Source organism: Vibrio sp. V33_P6A3T137 (assembly GCF_009904835.1).
Taxonomy (GTDB): domain Bacteria; phylum Pseudomonadota; class Gammaproteobacteria; order Enterobacterales; family Vibrionaceae; genus Vibrio; species Vibrio metschnikovii.
The window spans coordinates 29,597-48,468 of sequence record NZ_WXWK01000124.1 but is presented as its reverse complement, the minus strand read 5'-3'; the positions used below and the strand labels follow the sequence as shown (position 1 = coordinate 48,468).

At 45.6% G+C, this 18,872-nt stretch carries 18 protein-coding genes and 1 riboswitch; of the genes, 5 read left to right on the top strand and 13 right to left on the bottom strand.

What is annotated here, in order from left to right; genetic code table 11:
- The first annotated feature begins 10 nt into the window (after window positions 1-10).
- Entirely contained in the window at window positions 11-616 is a 606-nt protein-coding gene (cobO, locus tag CAG60_RS12000) for a cob(I)yrinic acid a,c-diamide adenosyltransferase (protein ID WP_161439017.1), read from the top strand.
- Window positions 617-697: 81 nt separating this feature from the next.
- Here cobO and CAG60_RS11995 read toward each other — a convergent pair whose 3' ends face one another.
- From CAG60_RS11995 to apbC, 3 genes are all read right to left on the bottom strand, one after another.
- Entirely contained in the window at window positions 698-2,794 is a 2,097-nt protein-coding gene (locus tag CAG60_RS11995; protein WP_161439015.1) for an AsmA family protein, read from the bottom strand.
- An 88-nt stretch (window positions 2,795-2,882) separates the two neighbouring features.
- Entirely contained in the window at window positions 2,883-3,524 is a 642-nt protein-coding gene (gene udk, locus CAG60_RS11990) for a uridine kinase (RefSeq protein WP_072669795.1), read from the bottom strand.
- A 255-nt stretch (window positions 3,525-3,779) separates the two neighbouring features.
- Window positions 3,780-4,859, bottom strand: coding sequence for an iron-sulfur cluster carrier protein ApbC (gene apbC, locus CAG60_RS11985; protein WP_158144853.1), 1,080 nt, complete (start codon window positions 4,857-4,859; stop codon window positions 3,780-3,782).
- Between the two features lie 158 nt (window positions 4,860-5,017).
- On the opposite strand from apbC, the gene metG reads away from it, so the two are divergent.
- Entirely contained in the window at window positions 5,018-7,084 is a 2,067-nt protein-coding gene (gene metG / locus CAG60_RS11980) for a methionine--tRNA ligase (protein WP_161439014.1), read from the top strand.
- 317 nt (window positions 7,085-7,401) lie between these two features.
- Window positions 7,402-8,208: a hypothetical protein gene (locus CAG60_RS11975; protein WP_161439013.1), complete on the top strand. Its 807-nt coding sequence runs from the start codon at window positions 7,402-7,404 to the stop codon at window positions 8,206-8,208.
- Between the two features lie 85 nt (window positions 8,209-8,293).
- Here CAG60_RS11975 and udp read toward each other — a convergent pair whose 3' ends face one another.
- From udp to moaA, 8 genes are all read right to left on the bottom strand, one after another.
- Complete coding sequence (gene udp / locus CAG60_RS11970; protein WP_161439012.1) at window positions 8,294-9,055, bottom strand: uridine phosphorylase; 762 nt, start codon at window positions 9,053-9,055, stop codon at window positions 8,294-8,296.
- 220 nt (window positions 9,056-9,275) lie between these two features.
- A complete protein-coding gene (locus CAG60_RS11965; protein ID WP_161439011.1) occupies window positions 9,276-11,567 on the bottom strand; it encodes a zinc/cadmium/mercury/lead-transporting ATPase in 2,292 nt (763 codons plus the stop codon).
- Window positions 11,568-11,873: 306 nt separating this feature from the next.
- A complete protein-coding gene (locus CAG60_RS11960; RefSeq protein WP_154170594.1) occupies window positions 11,874-12,290 on the bottom strand; it encodes a CBS domain-containing protein in 417 nt (138 codons plus the stop codon).
- 280 nt (window positions 12,291-12,570) lie between these two features.
- The gene (gene moaE, locus CAG60_RS11955; protein ID WP_154170592.1) at window positions 12,571-13,020 is read right to left on the bottom strand and encodes a molybdopterin synthase catalytic subunit MoaE; all 450 of its coding nucleotides are present in this window, start codon (window positions 13,018-13,020) and stop codon (window positions 12,571-12,573) included.
- Window positions 13,021-13,024: 4 nt separating this feature from the next.
- On the bottom strand, window positions 13,025-13,270 hold the full coding sequence (gene moaD, locus CAG60_RS11950) for a molybdopterin synthase sulfur carrier subunit (RefSeq protein ID WP_154170590.1): 246 nt from the start codon (window positions 13,268-13,270) through the stop codon (window positions 13,025-13,027).
- A complete protein-coding gene (gene moaC / locus CAG60_RS11945) occupies window positions 13,267-13,746 on the bottom strand; it encodes a cyclic pyranopterin monophosphate synthase MoaC (protein WP_072669801.1) in 480 nt (159 codons plus the stop codon). The genes moaD and moaC overlap by 4 nt, the downstream gene beginning before the upstream one ends.
- A gap of 9 nt (window positions 13,747-13,755) precedes the next feature.
- Window positions 13,756-14,268, bottom strand: a complete 513-nt coding sequence (gene moaB, locus CAG60_RS11940; protein ID WP_154170588.1) for a molybdenum cofactor biosynthesis protein B — start codon at window positions 14,266-14,268, stop codon at window positions 13,756-13,758.
- A 39-nt stretch (window positions 14,269-14,307) separates the two neighbouring features.
- Entirely contained in the window at window positions 14,308-15,297 is a 990-nt protein-coding gene (gene moaA / locus CAG60_RS11935; protein ID WP_161439010.1) for a GTP 3',8-cyclase MoaA, read from the bottom strand.
- A riboswitch (molybdenum cofactor riboswitch) is annotated at window positions 15,286-15,438 on the bottom strand. It overlaps the preceding gene by 12 nt.
- A 181-nt stretch (window positions 15,439-15,619) precedes the next feature.
- On the opposite strand from moaA, the gene CAG60_RS11930 reads away from it, so the two are divergent.
- A complete protein-coding gene (locus CAG60_RS11930) occupies window positions 15,620-16,510 on the top strand; it encodes a YvcK family protein (protein ID WP_161439009.1) in 891 nt (296 codons plus the stop codon).
- Between the two features lie 112 nt (window positions 16,511-16,622).
- Here CAG60_RS11930 and CAG60_RS11925 read toward each other — a convergent pair whose 3' ends face one another.
- Complete coding sequence (locus CAG60_RS11925) at window positions 16,623-17,594, bottom strand: lytic murein transglycosylase (protein ID WP_040904182.1); 972 nt, start codon at window positions 17,592-17,594, stop codon at window positions 16,623-16,625.
- Window positions 17,595-17,614: 20 nt separating this feature from the next.
- Entirely contained in the window at window positions 17,615-17,905 is a 291-nt protein-coding gene (locus CAG60_RS11920; RefSeq protein WP_161439008.1) for a YcgL domain-containing protein, read from the bottom strand.
- A 299-nt stretch (window positions 17,906-18,204) separates the two neighbouring features.
- Between CAG60_RS11920 and minC the strand changes: the two genes are divergently transcribed.
- Window positions 18,205-18,867, top strand: coding sequence for a septum site-determining protein MinC (gene minC, locus CAG60_RS11915; RefSeq protein WP_154170582.1), 663 nt, complete (start codon window positions 18,205-18,207; stop codon window positions 18,865-18,867).
- Window positions 18,868-18,872 lie beyond the last annotated feature (5 nt).

Here is an 18,872-nt window from a genome sequence, read left to right as displayed (position 1 = left end):
GCTCAATATAATGTCTAGTGAAAACATCAAGCAACAGCGTCATCAACAACGCCAACAAAAAGTAAAAGAACAGGTTGATGCACGGATTGCCAATGCTCAGCAAGAAAAAGGCTTATTGCTGGTGATCACTGGCAATGGTAAAGGCAAAAGTACATCAGGCTTTGGCACCATTGCACGCGCCGTCGGCCACGGTAAAAAGTGTGCTGTTGCACAATTTATCAAAGGCACGTGGGAAAACGGGGAACGTAATTTACTTGAAAAACTCGGTGTCGAGTTCCAAGTCATGGCGACAGGCTTTACATGGGATACGCAAAATAAACAAATCGATACCGAAGCCGCTCAACAAGTATGGCAAGAGTGTCGACGCATGCTCAACGATGACTCCTTAGATGTCTTACTGTTTGACGAGCTGACTTATATGGTGAGCTATGGCTATCTTGATCTTGATGAAGTGGTTGAAGCGTTACAACAACGTCCCCCGATGCAATCCGTGATCATCACGGGACGTGGCGCTCATCGAACACTTATCGAACTCGCAGATACCGTCTCTGAAGTCAAAAACATCAAACATGCTTTTGATTCCGGCGTCAAAGCCCTAAAAGGCGTCGATTGGTAGTCGTGGATCGCCCAATAAAAAAAGCTGGAGTTATCCAGCTTTTTTAGAGGTCAATGAGCCTTTAACTCAAGGTTAGCACGCTTAGCGTCGCAATAACCCTCTCAAGGCATCCACCGCTTGTTTCGCTTCTTCACCTTTCACTTTATCACCGAGCTTCTCAATACCGCGGTCAATCTCCTTTTGCGCTCTTTGCTTCAGCAGATCATCAAACACCAATCGGTATCTTGGTTCAGTCCATTGGCCAGAAATATGAATCGGGATAGTGACGTCTCGCAACTCGTCGATATCTTTACCGCCTTGCCCTTTCAGCGTTCCAACAATCGATGTGCGAACCACAAAATCAACCGTTTCGTTTAAGTAATTGGCTTTACCTTCACCGCGAATTCGTAATAACGGCGATTGCATCGCTAAATTATTGGTCGACACTTCACCCTTATTCAGTTGCAGCGTCGCCGTCAGCGCACTAAAGTCAGTTTGCTTCACTGCCTCAGATTCGTCTAACGTTTGCCCTCTCAAGCGAGCATGATTGGTGCGAATTAATTGAGCAACGTTAATGCCATTGACAGCACCATCAGCGAAGTTAATCGTGACCGTTCCCAGCAAGTTTTTTTGAATACCGCTTGGGGTTAAGCTACGACCTTGCACATCTACTGTAATGTTACCCGTTCCCTGTAGTAAGTCATTGTCCGCCACATCAATCAATAATGGCTGAACTTGAACACCAGTGATGGTTTTTTTAACCTGATAGGTTGCGGGTGTTTTTCGTGTATCAACCTTGGCGCTGGCTTGGATCTTACCCTGATAAAGCTCAGCCGTTAGCGTATTAAGATCGATCACACCTCGGTTAACAGCAAAACGAGTATGTACACGCTCAAGCTTGGCATTGCCCGCTTTAAACCGATCAATGGCTATCTCTCCGGCCACATCTAAGTTTTGTAAAGCTGATAAATCTGGTTCAACCTCTACTGGTGGCGAAGTGGGTGCATTCACCGCAGGCTGGGCAGCAGAGTCTGGCGTCGCTTGATCGAGCCCGAAAAATTCATCGAGATCAATCGCAGGGCTATGCAATTGAAAACGGATTTTAGGTATATCCGCCAAATGAATGTTCGCTTTTCCAGATAACGCTATTGCGTTGGCCATTAACCTATCTAACACTACATCCAGCGTACTGTTGGTCACATCAAACACGATGCGAGACGCCATTTCTACCTGCATCGGTGATTGTGGTAAAGCGGCACCTTGTAATGTCGAATTCAGAAGTAACTTATCCAACGAAACAGTACTGATCGCCGCATCAACCTGCAACTGTGCTTGGCCGCTAACGTCAAATGCCATGTCGGCTGCGTTACCTTTCACAGCAAAAGTCAGCGCATTGTCTTGATCAAATTCAAAGGTCGCGAGCTTAAGTTGTAAAGCGTCTATCTGTACCGATGGATCTTCAAGCGTACTATTAAGCGTAATATTGCGTAGAGCATACTGTTTAAAGTCTGCAGACAGTTTTATCTCCGCCTTCCCGTCTACACTAAACTCTTGTTGGTTCGCACTTCCTTTGGCCGAAAAATCCACGCTGGTCCAACGATCGGCAGCAAATTCTGACACCGTAAGATCAACGTCATATAAGGTACTGTGTGTGCCCGTTTGCTGATCAAGTATCTCTAATCGTGCCTGACTAACAGTCACGCCAGCGAGGCTCAGAGTCCAAGGTTGATCGGCGGTTGTTTCTGGCTGGCTAGATGGAGACTCAGTCAACGCCTCCTCCACCTGTGCGGATGATTTTTGGTTTTGTGCTTGAGTCAAGCTCTCTAAGTTAGAACGGCCATCCAACAACGTTTCTAGATAAAATTCGGCTCCTTCAAGGCGAACATTACCAATATGCAGTTGATGACGAAAAAGTGGCATGACCGCGATATCAATCCCAACACGATCGACTTTAAATAAGTTATTTTGAGTAAATCCGTCAGGATTTCTTAACTCGGTTTTACCAAGTTCGAAACCAATCGCCGGAAAGAACTGCCAACTGATATCGCCTTCAATGACTAGCTCAAGGCCCGTTTGTTGTTTGGTTTGCTCAATGATCAGAGGTTTAAATTGATTCGGATTGACGAAAACCACTAACGCGACCACTGCCGCGATAACCATCACCAGCAACGCCGCAATGAATAGGGACAGTTTTTTCATCTGCTTTTTCCTTGCTTGACGAAAATAAAAAAGTGGCCTCTAAGGTGCCACTTTAATCGGAAAAGATAAAGTCAACGATCGGTAAATTTTATGATTTAAGTAATTTTGCGATATGGGCTTTCAAGACATCAATCGCAATGCGGTTTTTACCACCACGTGGAACAATAATATCGGCGTACTGTTTAGAGGGTTCGATAAACTGCATAAACATCGGGCGAACGGTTTTTTGGTACTGTTTTAATACCGATTCCATAGTACGTCCACGCTCTTCGACATCACGCTTGACTCGACGTAACAAACAGATATCGAGCGGTGTGTCCATAAAAATGGTCGCATGCATTAAATCACGCAGACGAGGATCGGTCAGAAGTAAAATCCCCTCCAAAATGATCACTTTTTTCGGTGTCATGGTACTGGTATTGGCGGTGCGCGTATGCTCACTGTAACTGTATTCAGGAACTTCAACCGCTTCGCCGCGAACTAAAGCTTGCAGATGATCGCAGAGTAGATCGTGATCTAGGGCATTAGGATGGTCATAATTGGTTTTGACACGTTCGTCCATACTCAGATGGCTTTGGTCTTTGTAATAGCAATCTTCCGTGATCACACCGATTTGATGGTCGCCTACTTTCGCGCGCAGTTCATTATAAATGGTACTGGCAATAAGGCTTTTCCCAGAAGCAGAAGCGCCAGCAATACCGACGATGACGCATTGATTATTATCAGACATGGTTCAGTGTACCCGATACGTGTATGTGAGGAGATAAGATAAACCGCCTGATTATAGGGAGTTCGTCGGTTAGATACCAGTTCACTCAACGGTAAATATCCGTATTTTCTAACAGTGAATAAAATTAACTCAAAGCAAACGATTACCTCTCTGAGCAAAAATAAAGGCAGTGACATTGGTTGCTTAACGTGTTGGCCGAACTGGCGACTGAACGCCGAATAAACTCAACGCGGTCAGTCGCTAAACTCCATTTTGCTATTCACTCACGAACGTCAGATCGATGGTCTGCGGCTTCGCTTTGCCTTGCCAATACAAGCTGGCACAAATCCGCTCGGCGAGTGCATAATATTGTTGACTATGTTCACTATCAGGACGAGCAATCACTGTCGGTTTGCCAGCGTCAATATCTTCCCTGAGTGTGACATGCAACGGAATTTGCGCTAGCAATGATAAACCATATTCAGTGGCTAACGTTTGCGCACCACCAACACCAAAAATCGCTTCTTTTTCACCACAATGACGGCAAATGTGATAACTCATATTCTCAATTAATCCCACCACTGGCACGTCAACTTTAGCAAACATTGCCGCCCCTTTTCGTGCATCAGCCAAGGCGAGATCTTGTGGTGTGGTGACAATGACTGCGCCTGTCACTGGAATTTGCTGAGATAACGTTAATTGAATATCGCCGGTACCCGGAGGCATATCCACCACTAAATAGTCTAACTCAGGCCATTCAGTTTCATTAACAAGTTGGGCTAATGCTTTTGATGCCATCGGACCACGCCAAATCGCTGCATCCGCTTTATCGACTAAATAACCTATCGAATGGGTATAGATACCGTGCGCTTTCACTGGCTGCATCCATTTATTATCACGCACACTTGGCTTGGCATCTTGAGTGCCAAACATCATCGGCACCGAAGGACCATAAATGTCCGCATCCAATAAACCAACTTTGGCACCACTGCCCGCTATCGCGAGCGCCAAGTTAGCGGCTGTGGTTGATTTACCCACCCCGCCTTTCGCCGACGTGACGGCAATAATATTTTTCACGCCTTTAACACCATGCGGAACTTTGGTGATCAAGGCCTTAGGTGTAACACTGACTGAATAATCAAAAGCGGCAACGGCTTTCGTTTGCTGCTGATTAGTTATCCAAGTTTGCAACTCTTGGCGCAGAGCGTGAGCAGCAAATGGGATATGAATTGCAAATTGCCCAGATGCCGTTACTTGAACCATACCCGGAGAATGCGCCCAATCACTAATTAAATTGGGGTGAGAAAACTGATTAAGCCAAGAACAAAAATCGTGTTTGGACGTAAATGTGAGCATAAGCCCTCCTTTTTTGTTCATGCTACCACTCAATCTGCCCGCACTGAACCCCAAAAAAGTTAAGGCCTTATCACGACTGACGCCTTGGCGTGAGTAGCTTCATCAGGTAGTATTGAAGGCTATTTTCAATACCTATCAAACATAGCGAATAATTAAGTATGGCAACTGAACCAAGAAACGTTTCTCCAAGGAAACTGCTGGTAACTTGTGCCCTTCCGTACGCTAACGGTTCCATCCACTTAGGTCATATGCTTGAGCATATCCAAGCGGATATTTGGGTGCGCTACCAACGCCTACGCGGCAATATTGTAAACTTCATCTGTGCTGACGACGCTCATGGCACACCTATCATGCTTAAAGCGCAGCAGATGGGTATTACGCCTGAAGAAATGATTGCCGCGGTTAGTGAAGAGCATCAGCAAGATTTCGCTGGGTTTGATATTAGTTTTGATAACTATCACAGCACCCACAGCGAAGAAAACCGCGAGTTAGCTTCACATATTTATCTTGAGCTGAAAAAAAATGGCTTTATTTCTAGCCGCACCATTTCTCAGTTATTCGATCCTGAAAAACAGATGTTCTTACCGGATCGCTTCGTCAAAGGCACCTGCCCAAAATGTAAGTCAGAAGATCAATACGGCGACAACTGCGATGCTTGCGGCGAAACTTACAGCCCGACGGAACTGATCAATCCTAAATCGGCGGTCTCAGGTGCAACCCCTGTGATGAAAGATTCTGAGCACTTCTTTTTTGACTTGCCACAGTTTGAAAGCATGCTTAAAGAATGGACTCGTTCTGGCTCGCTGCAAACCGAAACCGCCAATAAAATGCAAGAGTGGTTTGAAGGTGGCTTGCAGCAATGGGATATTTCCCGTGATGCCCCTTATTTTGGTTTTGAAATCCCCGGTGAAACCAACAAATTCTTTTATGTGTGGCTCGATGCACCCATTGGTTACATGGGGTCATTCAAAAATCTTTGCAGCAAGCGCAATGATTTAAACTTTGACGAATACTGGCGCAAAAACAGTCAAACCGAGCTGTACCACTTTATTGGTAAAGACATTGTCTACTTCCACAGCCTATTTTGGCCAGCGATGCTTGAAGGCAGTGGGTTCCGTAAACCAACTAATGTTTTTGTGCATGGTTATGTTACGGTTAATGGCGCGAAAATGTCGAAATCAAAAGGGACGTTTGTCAAAGCGAGTACTTACTTAAAACATTTAGACCCTGAGTGCTTACGTTACTACTACGCGGCAAAACTGAACAACCGTATTGATGATCTCGATCTAAACCTTGAAGACTTCACCCAGCGCGTTAATGCTGATGTGGTTAATAAGATTGTTAACTTAGCTTCACGCAATGCTGGCTTTATCAGTAAACGGTTTGATAATCAGTTATCGGCCACTTTTGCCGAGCCTGAACTGTACGCTGAGTTTGCCGCGGCGGCCGATCGCATCGCTGAACTTTATGAAACTCGTGAATTTGGTCGTGCGATTCGTGAGATCACCGCACTAGCAGATAAAGCCAACCAATATGTGGATGAAAAAGCGCCTTGGGTTGTCGCCAAACAAGAAGGCCAAGAGCAAGCGCTGCAAGATATTTGTACCGTGGGCATTAACCTATTCCGCGTATTGATGACTTACCTCAAGCCTGTAATGCCAGCGTTAGCTAAGCGGACGGAAGCTTTCCTTAATCAAGAACTGACTTGGGATGGTATTCAAACACCACTGACTCGTCATGAGTTGACCCCATTTAAAGCGCTGTTTAATCGTATTGACCCTCAGCATGTTGAAGCGATGATTGAAACCTCCAAACAAGAAGCAGCACTGGAAAAAGCCGCGATAGAAAATGCTCAGCCTATTCGTCAAGAAACTGAGTTAAGCAAAGATCCCATCGCCGCAGAAATCGAATTTGACGATTTTGCTAAAGTTGATTTACGGATTGCCAAAATCCTCTCTTGTGAAGCGGTACCAAAGGCCGATAAGTTACTAAAATTCCAGTTGGATATTGGTGGAGAGACACGCCAAGTCTTCTCTGGAATAAAAGCCGCTTACTCGCCTGAAGAGCTGGTCGGTAAATACACCGTGATGGTAGCTAACCTTAAACCACGCAAGATGAAATTTGGTATGTCAGAAGGCATGATCCTCGCTGCAGGCCCTGGCGGTGACCAGTTGTGGATTCTTGAGCCTCATGAAGGTGCACAAGCTGGCATGCGCGTCATGTAACCTATCAGCTTGAATCAAGTCACCGATGATTAGCCCTCTCCGATGAGAGGGCTTTTTTTTTGCTTTCGTTCACACTTTTAGCGCAAACTGCACCTTTTTAGTGCACAAACCACACCAGAAAAAATTAACTCATTGATTTATAAAGAATAAAAACCTGGCATTAAGCATGCAATATCCAACTTAGGGGAATACTCAACCTAGGTGACGTCGTGATATCTGCTCATCAATAGTGATGGCCATTCGGTTAACACGTACAGCAACCTACATTGAGAAAGGAATCTCTGTTCTGAGCAAACCACATACACAAGGAGTGGATTATGTTTGTCTTTATTTCCATGCTTATCTCTATCACGATTCTTGGCGGATTATTTTTCTTTGCTAAACAGAAAGAATCCAGCCTACAACGTAAATATCAACTCTTAGTGGATTTACGCGAGTTACTTTATCTTTGTCGTCAACATCGTCAAGCAACCCACCACAAGTTGATGTTTGGCCAGGATCGTCAGCAAGAAATTAATCATCTTCAATCGACTATCGATCAGACTTTATCTCATTTGATTGCCCATGCTCACTTTGATAACAAACCGCTGTATCGTATTTTCCAAGCTAAGTTAACCGCTATTCGCCATGAATGGCCGGATTATAGCGTAGCAAGGAACCAAGTCGCTCACGGTAAAGTGATTCGTCATTGTCTATTTTTAATTGACGAAATTGTTCTCGCTTGGTTAGCTGAATCACATCGAGACGACCTGAGTGATGAATATCATATGAATTGGCAACAAGTCATCGATAGTATGGATTCACTGACCCAGTTACGTTTATGTATTGAAGAGATGGGTAGTCAAGAGGGGCGGCTTCGTCTCAGTCATTACAGTGAGCTCATGCGACGAAAACTGAGTCAGCTGGCACTAATAAGCCCTTTATCAATTGCCTCACCGACTTGCTCCGCAGCCATGCACCAACTCAGTGAGCTCCATGACAATCCGCATTTAGAGCTCGATGCGAAGCAGTTTTATCAACTGACTTCTGAATTATCGCTAACGATCGCTCAAGTGTATGACCAAATGCTCTCAGAAGTGACTGAAAGCCTATACTTACCGTTACCTCAACTCGCACTGGCTTAACTAACCTCACTAGGCGTTAAGATTCAAATAGCAAAAGCGCCACGATTATGGCGCTTTTTAATGCTAACTCAATCAATGATAACGATTATTTAAGCATCTTACGCGCTGCTTCAACCACCACTTTAATTGAACGAGCTTCGGTCTCTTTTAAGGTGGCGTGATCTGGGATCTCTTTTTGAGTACGGTTAATAATCACACCCGCTACACAGCCTGCTTTTAAACCAGAGCTAGCACACATGGTTAATAGCGTCGCAGATTCCATCTCAAAGTTCAGCACGCCCATCTCTTGCCACTCTTTCATTGAACCTTGGAAACGGCTAACAACACGACCTGTGAATGTGTCATAACGCTCTTGGCCTGGGTAGAACGTGTCACTTGATGCCGTTACACCCATGTGAACGGTAGCACCGCTCTCTTCTGCGGCTGCTTTCATCGCGGTTGCTACTGAAAAGTCTGGTACCGCTGGGAATTCCATCGGTGCAAAGTGTAAGCTAGCGCCATCAAGACGTACTGAGCCAGTGGTAACAATCATATCGCCGACGTTGACGTGGGGCTGGATCGCACCAGTGGTACCCACACGTAAGAAGGAGCGCACACCTAATTGAGCTAACTCTTCTACCGCAATCGACGTTGATGGACCACCAATACCCGTTGAACAAACCACAACAGATTGACCATCTAACTCAGCGCGATAAAGCGTGTACTCACGGTGACTAGCTAGAAAAACCGGGTTTTCCATTAATTCAGCGATTTTTTGCACACGGGCAGGATCACCTGGGATAATCGCCAAGGTGGCACCATTTAAATCGGCTTGGGTCACTCCTAGGTGAAAGACAGCTTGAGACATAAGTTACTCCTTGATTGCGGCTTGTTCAGCTCATCATTAATTTCGGGTACCTAGTGACTCTATCCCAGTCCCCAACAACATTTAGTGACAAGCATCACAACTACGTCAGCAATAAAATAGAGCATTTCAAAGAAAAACGGTTTGCATCACAAAAACGAGCAATCCAAATGCAACTCAACACTATTCGCTCGTGATTCAACTCAAATGACTTCCATTGCTACTAACAACGTGAATCCGCGGCTGATGGCTTAAAACGCAGTAAGCGCAAAGCATTTAGAGTGACCAACGCCGTCGCACCACTATCAGCTAATACTGCCATCCATAAGCCTGTGATACCGAGTAAACTGGTCACCAACAAAATGGCCTTTAAGCCCAAAGCTAATGTCACATTTTGTCGAATATTATTCAGCGTAGCGCGAGATAATTCGATCATTCCTGCCAATTCAATGAGTCGATTATGGGTTAATGCTGCGTCCGCCGTCTCTAACGCGACATCGGTACCGCTGCCCATCGCAATACCGATACTGGCCTGCTTCATCGCAGGGGCATCATTAATGCCATCACCTACCATTGCAACCGGTTGAATTTGCGATAATTGTTCGACTGCTTGCACTTTATCCTCAGGCAATAAACTGGCTTGAAAATCCATACCGAGCTTATCGGCGATGGCTGCAGCACTGCGTGGGTTATCCCCGGTCAACATGATGCTGTTAATGCCGATTTTTTTCAGTTGTGCAATCGCGGCTTGCGCTTCATCACGTAATGTATCTTGCCAAGCGATAATGCCTATCGGTTGCTTATTTTGCAAAGCAACGGCGACCGTTTTCCCTTGAGCTTCGAGTTGCTCAATGGACTCAGTAATGGAGGCATTAACCCTGACATCGAGCTGAGTTGGCGATAACAGTGAATAGCGTTGACCAGCAACTAAACCTGTAATACCGCGGCCCGGTAACGCTTGTTGCTCAGAGGCTTGGGGAATAGCATAACCTTGAGCTTGCACGTTATCCACTAACGAAGTGGCTAAAGGATGACTAGACCCTTGCTCAATAGCAGCCACTGCAGCTAACCATTGAGATGACGGCAGATCCGTTAAGCTTATCATGTCCGTGACCTGTGGCTTTCCTTGCGTTAGCGTTCCGGTTTTATCAAACGCCATCATAGTCACTCGGCCAAGCTGCTCAAGTGCCGCTCCCCCTTTGATTAAAGCACCGCGTCTTGCTGCCGCGGCTAAACCAGAGGTAATCGCCGCTGGGGTTGAAATCACTAACGCGCAAGGACAAGCAATTAATAATAACGCCAGTCCACGATAGGTCCACGTTTCCCATGGCTGAGCAAACACCAATGGCGGGATGATCACAACCAATAAAGCAATCAGCATCATCAGCGGGGTATACCAACGGCTAAATCGGTCCAAGAACCGCTCCAAAGGCGCTTTACGAGATTCAGCTTGCTCAATCAGATGTAAAATACGGTCAATGGCATTTTGTCCCGGTAATGAAGTGATCTGCACTTGGATCAAACGGTCAACCACTACAGAGCCCGCAGCGAGCGTATCTCCGATTTGCTTTTCAACCGGAATCGGTTCTCCGGTTAATGCACTTTCATCAATACTTGCCACAGGGTCTAACAGCTGTCCATCAGCAGGTAAACGCCCGCCAGGAGCAACCTCAACGTGATCACCGGGTTGCAGATCTTGCACATCAACTAACACTCGCTGGCCGTGCTCTATTTTCGTCGCTTGATCGGGCAGCAGCGCCATCAGCGCTTGAACGCCAGAACGTGCCCGTGCAGCAGCAATGCCTTCTAAACGCTCGCCAACTAAAAACAGCAATAACACCATCGCTGCTTCAGCCGTTTCACCAAGATATAAAGCGCCTAACGCCGCAACAGTCATTAAGGTTTCAATCGCAAACGGCGTACCTGACTTTGCCAATTGCCAAGCTTTACGCGCAATCGGAACCAAGCCTAACAAACAGGTTAGTGTAAACATCCACTGCGCTAACTCGCTCGACCATTGAGTCATCAGGGCTGCCACTAGCATCGCTGAACTGATCAAAACCAGGCGTCGATTGTCCGCTTGTGTTAACCATGTTCGGGGGGATGAGTGAGAAGATGCAACTTTAGAGGTCGAGTGCTGAATCTGAAAACCAGCACGACTGACGGCTTGTTCAACCGCCGCAACCGTTGCTGGCTGATTAAACTGTACCACCAATTTTTCTGTCGCAAACAGCACCTTGGCGGTGACAATATCTGGAATTTTCTGTAACGCCGTTTCTATTTTCCGCGCGCACGATGGGCAATCCATCCCCACGACTTGCCAACTACGTTGGTACTGAGCGAGCGAGTCACAAACACTGTCAGCTAAAGTACCCATGTCTTTAGCCGGTTGAGAACAGCAAGCCACCTCGGGTTGCACTTGATGGGGTGTTGACGCCGCTGAACAACAAGACGCCTGATTATGAGTAGCGTGAGAACCGTGAGTGACATCGCACCCTGAATGCTTAACAGACATCAATCCATCTCCTAATTTGATGATGTGTTAAGCTTACACCTTGGAGCTAACTCCAAGGTCAAGCGGTTTGTTACTCATTCATAAACATACATTGCACGACGAAGTGCCTGAATGTTTATCCTATACCGAAACGACTTGGAGTTGCCGGTAGGCGGCAAGTGAGTAGATCTCCGTGAGCATAGACAAACGGTGTGATTGGGGTGAACGAACACCGCCAACACCACTGCTAGCTTCAAGTAGAATGGGGATATATCCATATCCGCACTAGCATTCTATCGTGAGACTGAAAAGTATCACTCACGCTGATCAAACCGGATGTTTAAAACTATTCGCTAGGTTTTTACCAATCGCTAACAGCACATTGCGGCGGGTAATGATGCCCACTAACTTTCCTTGCTCTATCACCGGATAGACTTTCGGCTTACCAACTTTCATCATATCAGCCAGTTCAATGATTGACGTCTCAGGCGAAACTGACAGCACTTCTTGATGCATGCAGTCACTGACGGTATGAGAGTCATGACAGAAATAACTGGCTTTGACTAATTTATCGAGCAAATCTTGTTCAGAAAGAAAACCAATCACTCTCTTTTGATCATCAATCACTGGTCCACCAAGATGTTCAGAACCACTTACGCGTTCTAAAGCTGCACTGAGTGACATTTCAGGGCTAAAGGTCACCGCTTTGACGGTCATGTAATCTCTTACTTTCAGTGAATCCATTGCTATCTCCTTGGCATCATTGACCATACCATGTCATCAATACTTCTCTGCGCTTAGTAATGGTCATCCCACAATCATTGAATGTACAAGTGCCTAATGACAATCCGAGTCAATTAGGGTGTCTAAGGTAAGTGTTGACTAATTTCTTGATTTTACTAGATAGGAAAGCGATTTTTTTGTAACAAAGTGGATTATGCCGCTAAAATTCTAAGCCACAAATCGTCAATCGGGATAGGATGCCCCCAAGTCAGCTAAGCACGGCTAACTTGAGGTTCTTACTTTACCAACGTTTAGCCGCCTGGTGATCGGATTCGCGTGATTCTATCCAACGTTCAGCGCCTGTGGTACGTTCTTTTTTCCAAAACGGGGCTTGAGTTTTTAAGCTATCCATAATGAATTCACAAGCAGCAAAACTCGCGCCTCGGTGAGCACTCGCGACGCCGACAAACACAATTTGCGCACCAACATCCAAATCACCAACACGATGAATGATACGAACGTGTTGTAAGGGCCAGCGTTGTTGGGCTTGATCACACAGATGGCTGAGCGCTTTTTCAGTCATTCCTGGGTAATGTTCAAGATGTAAACCGATCACATCATCACCAAGGTTGAGATCACGAACTTTACCGACAAATGTGACAACCGCTCCTGCACTACGGTCTTGCGCTAACGCCGCATACTCATCGGCCAATGAAAAATCAGCCGTTTGTACAGAGACTCTGCTATCCATCGGCTCACCCGCCAGTGACTGGTGGAAAAAAGGCCACTTCATCGCCCGACTGCAAAGGATGAGTCATTGCCACAATGGTGTGATTAACAGCAACCAGTAACTTATCCGCATCTAACGCTAGTGACCACTTATCGCCTTGCAGCACAAGATGCTGTCTAAGAGCTTCAACGGTTGCAAAATTGGCTGGCATCTCAATCCGATCACAGCCCACCAACTCACGAGTCTGTGCAAAAAAAACAACGTTAATCATCGCGTAGCCTTAAAATGACCGGACTTACCTCCGGTTTTTTCTAATAAACGAACCTGTTCAATGACCATGTCTTTTTGTACCGCTTTACACATATCATAAATAGTCAAAGCGGCGACAGAGGCTGCGGTTAACGCTTCCATCTCAACACCGGTTTTCCCTGCTAGCTTACACACAGATTCAATCCGTACACAGCTTTCTGCTTCGATAGCTTGTAAATGAACTTCAACTTTAGAAAGCAGCAAAGGGTGGCAAAGAGGAATTAAATCCCACGTTTTTTTAGCGGCTTGAATTCCAGCAATCCGTGCTGTAGCAAACACATCACCTTTGTGGTGCTGCCCAGAAATAATTAGCTGAAGAGTTTCTGGTGCCATACGAATATAAGCTTCTGCACGCGCTTCACGCACGCTATCGAGTTTGGCCGATACATCGACCATATTCGCTTCACCGTTGGCATTAATATGGCTAAATTCAGTCATGTTTTTCTGTTACCCAGCGAGATGAGGCATAAAGTTACATGGACGATGACTCGCATCTAATTGCTGCTGGATGATTTTCGTCCATCCAGTACGGCAAGCCCCCGTCGAGCCCGGCATAGCAAATATCACCGTGTGATTGGCAAATCCCGCTAAGGCGCGTGACTGAATCGTTGAAGTACCAATCTCTTCATACGACACCATTCTAAACAGCTCACCAAAGCCCTCGACCTCTTTATCAAAAAGCGGCTTCAGCGCTTCAGGAGTACTATCACGAGCGGTAAAGCCAGTACCACCAGTAATCAAGATGGCTTGAATCGCCTCGTCAGCAATCCACTGTGACACGATGGCGCGAATTTTATATTTATCATCGATCACAATTTGCTTATCCGCCAATAGATGCCCCGCGGCTTGCAATTGCTCAGCTAAATAACCACCAGAGGTATCGTTCTCTTGCGTGCGCGTATCAGATACGGTTAATACCGCGATTGTAGCGGGTTGAAATTTACTTTCTGCATGGCCCATGTCATCACCTTATCTTTTTCATTATCTGTCCCCAAAAGTCTAACCACCAATGGATGCCAAATGGGGAGTTATACCTGTATTACCATCATGTAAAAAATGACTAACAGACTTATGTTGTAACTGGGTTTGAATACGTTCAATTAACGCTGATTGCTGGCTATCTTCTTGTAATAGATCACGCAATGAAAGACCTTGCTCACCAAACAGACAAAGATGTAGCTTACCTAACGCAGAGATGCGTAGTCGATTACAACTCTGACAAAAGTCTTTCTCGTAAGGCATGATCAAGCCTACTTCACCTTGATAATCAGGATGCCAATAAACCTGAGCAGGTCCATCATGATGCGCTCGCGCTTTCAGTAACCAACCATCGGCAATCAGTTGATTACGCAGGGTGACGCCGGAAAGATGATGACGAGCAAATAAATCATCCATCTCCCCTGTCTGCATCAGTTCAATAAAACGCAGTTGGATCGGCCGATGCTGAATCCACGCCAGAAATTGAGGCATGGTGTGCGCATTAAGATCTTTCATCAGCACCACATTGACTTTGACTTGCGTAAAGCCAACCTCAAAAGCCCGTTCGATTCCCTGCATAACTTGATAAAAACGGTTTTCCCCGGTGATCTGCTGAAACATTCTCGGGTCTAAACTATCGACACTCACATTGATATCGGTCAGTCCTGCCTGCTTCCAAGCCATGACTTGATTAGCCATCCGGTAACCATTGGTGGTGGTGGCAACTTTCTCTACCCCATGCTGACTAGCGACCGTCTGAATAATCTCGGTGAAATCTTTACGTAAACTCGGCTCGCCTCCGGTAATCCTCACTTTAGAGGTACCACAATAAGCAAACGCCTTCACTACGCGCTGAATCTCCGGCAAAGTTAAAAAGGCGGAGTTTTTGGTTCCCGAGGGTCGATAACCATCGGGTAAGCAGTAGGTACACTTAAAATTGCAGACATCAGTTACAGACAGACGTAAATAGTAAAATTTACGCTGGAATTTATCTTCGAATGGTTGCGCCACGGAACACCTTTCCAAATACGGGAGGCAAAAAGGTTTCCCACTTTGCCCTTGTGGCTCAATGCCACTGGCTTAAATGACTTATCTTCAAAGATGTCGAACGAAAAAGACTTAGTACACGTAAGCTCGGAGTTATGGCAACGATAAACGACACTCTCGACGCTTATCGGTTGCAGCGAACGGATAAAATACTTAAATATTGTGTGTGTTTCCAGCTTCTACTGAAAAAAAACGGTTTTGATGCATAAATTGCCGCAAAATGAGTACCATCCGCTTGAGCATTGCTCTAAATTGTAGGCCATCAAAGAACAACTCGAATGATAACATGTCCCTCTATGATGATAAAAAAGTGGTTGCGATTGGCGGCGGCCACGGATTAGGCAGAATACTGGCTGCATTAAAAGTCTTTGGTTCCAATGCAACAGGTATTGTCACCACTACAGATAACGGCGGATCGACCGGGCGTATTCGTCACTGCCAAGGAGGTATCGCTTGGGGAGATACTCGCAACTGCATTAATCAATTAATCACAGAACCTTCGATAAGCTCGATGATGTTTGAGTACCGTTTCAAAGGCGCTGGTGAACTGAACGGACATAATCTTGGCAATTTAATGTTAACCGCGTTAGACCATCTATCGGTACGCCCGCTAGAAGCGATTAACTTGATCCGCAACATGCTCAAAGTCGAAGTCAATATTGTGCCGATGTCAGAGCATCCCGCTGACTTAACCGCCCTATCGGTAGAGGGAAAATGGGTCACAGGGGAAACCAGTGTTGATGAAATGGCCCAAGATCTACTGAGGCTGGATCTTGATCCAGAAGTCCCCGCCACTAAGGAAGGCGTCCAGGCTATCTCTCAAGCGGATGCGATCATTCTCGGTCCGGGCAGTTTTCTCACCAGTATTATGCCACCGCTATTATTACCTGAAATCGGCCAAGCGATCGCAGAGAATACCCGCGCCAAATTGATTTTTGTTGAGAACCTTTCTCCAGAATATGGCCCAGCGGGGCGCATGAGTTTGCAGCAGAAATTAGAATGGTGTGAGCGCGCCTGTGCCGCTCGCCATATTGATGTAGTGATTGGCGCCATTGAGCATCCAGAGCTCAATCATCAATGGAATTGTGTCACACGCGATCTCGCTTCTCCCAATCGTGATTGGCGGCATGATCGCGTCAAGTTACGCAACGCAATTGAAGAACAATTGATCGGCTAAAAGCGACAATCCACTTTTTATCAATTTCATCAATCACCAAGGTACGAGAATAAAAAAGGGCTGTCACAAAACAGCCCTTACCGAGGAGACTAACCACTTTGGTCACTCATGGTTAAAATTTGATCCTATCGGCTAAATGGCTGACCGCAACCGCAAAGTAGTGCGAGCGGTTCCATTTCATCAGCACATTATAATTGTTATAAACCAAGTAAATCCGCCCACTTTCATCATCTGGCATAATAAGCCAAGCTTTGATGTCTTCTTTCAACTGTGGCAATGGTTGACCATCATAACGAGTGATACCAAGCTCACTCCACTCGCGCAGTAACTTGCCTTTTTCAGCCTGACGGCCTTCCAAAGCTTTATCAAAATTAGCCGGAATTTTTACCTGACGCCCCCAAGTATAACGATCATCCCAACCGGATTTACTTAGATAATTAGCCGTTGACGCGAAAACATCCGCCTTGGTGCCCCAAATATCTTTTTTACCGTCACCATCACCGTCTGCGGCAAACGCTAAAAAGGAGCTCGGCATAAACTGACATTGTCCCATAGCCCCAGCCCATGAGCCTTTCATTTCATCAACCGTAATATGCCCCTGTTGCAAAATTTGTAAGGCAGCCATGGTTTCCTTACGGAAAAACTCTTCGCGTCGACCATCATAAGCCATCGTTGATAAAGCATCGATAACTGGGAAATTGCCAGTAAAGCTACCGAAGTTACTTTCGACACCCCAAAGCGCAACGATAAAACGCGGCTGAACACCATACTGCTTACCAATACGCTGTAACTCATCATAGTGTTTTTCATACAATGCTTGAGCTTGTTTGACTTTCCAGTCCGGTACCGCACGAGGGATGTATTCATCTAAAGTTAAGCGTCTTTCCGGTTGATTACGATCTGCGGTGACCGCTCGAGGACGATACTCCACATTAGCAAACGCTTCTGCCAATATTTGCTCAGAAATGCCTTCTTGACGCGCCTGTTGCTTTAACCCTTCAAGATATTGCTCAAAACTCACCGTATTGGCCAGCAAAGGAGCCGATAGCGTTAACCCTAAAATAACTGACAGTAATTTTCTCAAGATGCCCTCCTCAAGCGATCCTAATCAGCAGTGGCTTGTCTACTTTGTGCTTTCTGCTGTTTATGTATATCCAATAAATTTTCTGTTGGCGGGGGAAGCTGTAAAAAGAATCCCGTTACTTGCAACGCTGTTTTTACCTTATCCACATCCACGCGAGCTAGTTGACGATTGGTCAAGTTGACTAATATGACAAAGATAGGTTTACCAAAGGTCTCGAGCAAAGTGTCAGGAACTTGTGAAAAGTCATCTCTTTTCGGAAGATACAGATAAGTTCCTTCTTTTTTCGAACTTTTATAAATAGAACAAAGCATGCCAACCCTTTTGTATTGTGTTATCTGCGTTATGTGCAGCCAGAGAGAGTATACACCCAAATGACTTGGATATATTTTGAATAACCACAGTGAAAATTGCGAGTAAATCACGCATTTGACCGCAAGATAACTTGCTGTCACTGAGCGCTGAATATAACATGACAGCCATCGTCTTCGACAACGCTAATTATTCTATACCCAAGTAACCTCAAAATAAGTATGCTGCTCTTTTTCGAGTGTTGTGAGCTGATTTGGGTATATAACCAGCGTTACCAACGTTTATTGAGGTCAACGTTATCATGTCCCATACACCTGACCTAAAAGGCAGCAGCTTCACTTTGTCTGTATTGCACCTTGCAGATCATCATGTTGCCAATGCGATCGATTTTCTCAAACAAAAAGCCGATCAAGCCCCCGCTTTTTTTGCTAATGCACCAATTGTACTTAATATTAATAAAGTCGGCGGTGAACTGGATTTTCATGCTCTGAAACAGGGCATTCGTGAAGCGGGTTTTGTCCCGGTTGGCATTACTGGCTGTAAAGATAAACGTTGTCAACGTCAAGCATTCGAAGCTGGCTTTGCCGTCATGACAGCCAGCAATACGCCGGCGAACGCTCCGGCAGCGATGGCCCCGACAAAAGTGATTCATACGCCAGTCCGCTCTGGCCAGCAAGTTTATGCCAAAGATGGCGACTTAGTGATTCTTAGTCATGTAAGCCCAGGCGCAGAAGTCATCGCCGATGGTTCAATCCATATTCATGGTACATTACGTGGTCGAGCCATTGCTGGGGCCAGTGGCCAAAGAGAAGCAAAAATAATTTGTAATGATTTACAAGCTGAGCTGGTGTCGATTGCAGGAAATTACTGGCTAAGCGATCAAATTGACAGTCAGTTTTGGCAAAATAAAGTGATGCTAAGCTTAAACGATGAATCACTGCATTTTGAAAAATTGACAATTTAGATTCG

What these genes read in the sequence shown, in the direction of transcription:
- udk (WP_072669795.1), bottom strand. Translation starts at nt 3,524, where the DNA reads ATGTCTGATAATAATCAATGCGTCATCGTCGGTATTGCTGGCGCTTCT.
- CAG60_RS11975 (WP_161439013.1), top strand. Translation starts at nt 7,402, where the DNA reads ATGTTTGTCTTTATTTCCATGCTTATCTCTATCACGATTCTTGGCGGA.
- CAG60_RS11930 (WP_161439009.1), top strand. Translation starts at nt 15,620, where the DNA reads ATGTCCCTCTATGATGATAAAAAAGTGGTTGCGATTGGCGGCGGCCAC.
- CAG60_RS11920 (WP_161439008.1), bottom strand. Translation starts at nt 17,905, where the DNA reads ATGCTTTGTTCTATTTATAAAAGTTCGAAAAAAGAAGGAACTTATCTG.
- CAG60_RS11965 (WP_161439011.1), bottom strand. Translation starts at nt 11,567, where the DNA reads ATGTCTGTTAAGCATTCAGGGTGCGATGTCACTCACGGTTCTCACGCT.
- cobO (WP_161439017.1), top strand. Translation starts at nt 11, where the DNA reads ATGTCTAGTGAAAACATCAAGCAACAGCGTCATCAACAACGCCAACAA.
- moaE (WP_154170592.1), bottom strand. Translation starts at nt 13,020, where the DNA reads ATGGATAGCAGAGTCTCTGTACAAACGGCTGATTTTTCATTGGCCGAT.
- CAG60_RS11960 (WP_154170594.1), bottom strand. Translation starts at nt 12,290, where the DNA reads ATGGATTCACTGAAAGTAAGAGATTACATGACCGTCAAAGCGGTGACC.
- CAG60_RS11995 (WP_161439015.1), bottom strand. Translation starts at nt 2,794, where the DNA reads ATGAAAAAACTGTCCCTATTCATTGCGGCGTTGCTGGTGATGGTTATC.
- minC (WP_154170582.1), top strand. Translation starts at nt 18,205, where the DNA reads ATGTCCCATACACCTGACCTAAAAGGCAGCAGCTTCACTTTGTCTGTA.
- apbC (WP_158144853.1), bottom strand. Translation starts at nt 4,859, where the DNA reads ATGCTCACATTTACGTCCAAACACGATTTTTGTTCTTGGCTTAATCAG.
- udp (WP_161439012.1), bottom strand. Translation starts at nt 9,055, where the DNA reads ATGTCTCAAGCTGTCTTTCACCTAGGAGTGACCCAAGCCGATTTAAAT.
- metG (WP_161439014.1), top strand. Translation starts at nt 5,018, where the DNA reads ATGGCAACTGAACCAAGAAACGTTTCTCCAAGGAAACTGCTGGTAACT.
- moaD (WP_154170590.1), bottom strand. Translation starts at nt 13,270, where the DNA reads ATGATTAACGTTGTTTTTTTTGCACAGACTCGTGAGTTGGTGGGCTGT.
- moaC (WP_072669801.1), bottom strand. Translation starts at nt 13,746, where the DNA reads ATGACTGAATTTAGCCATATTAATGCCAACGGTGAAGCGAATATGGTC.
- moaB (WP_154170588.1), bottom strand. Translation starts at nt 14,268, where the DNA reads ATGGGCCATGCAGAAAGTAAATTTCAACCCGCTACAATCGCGGTATTA.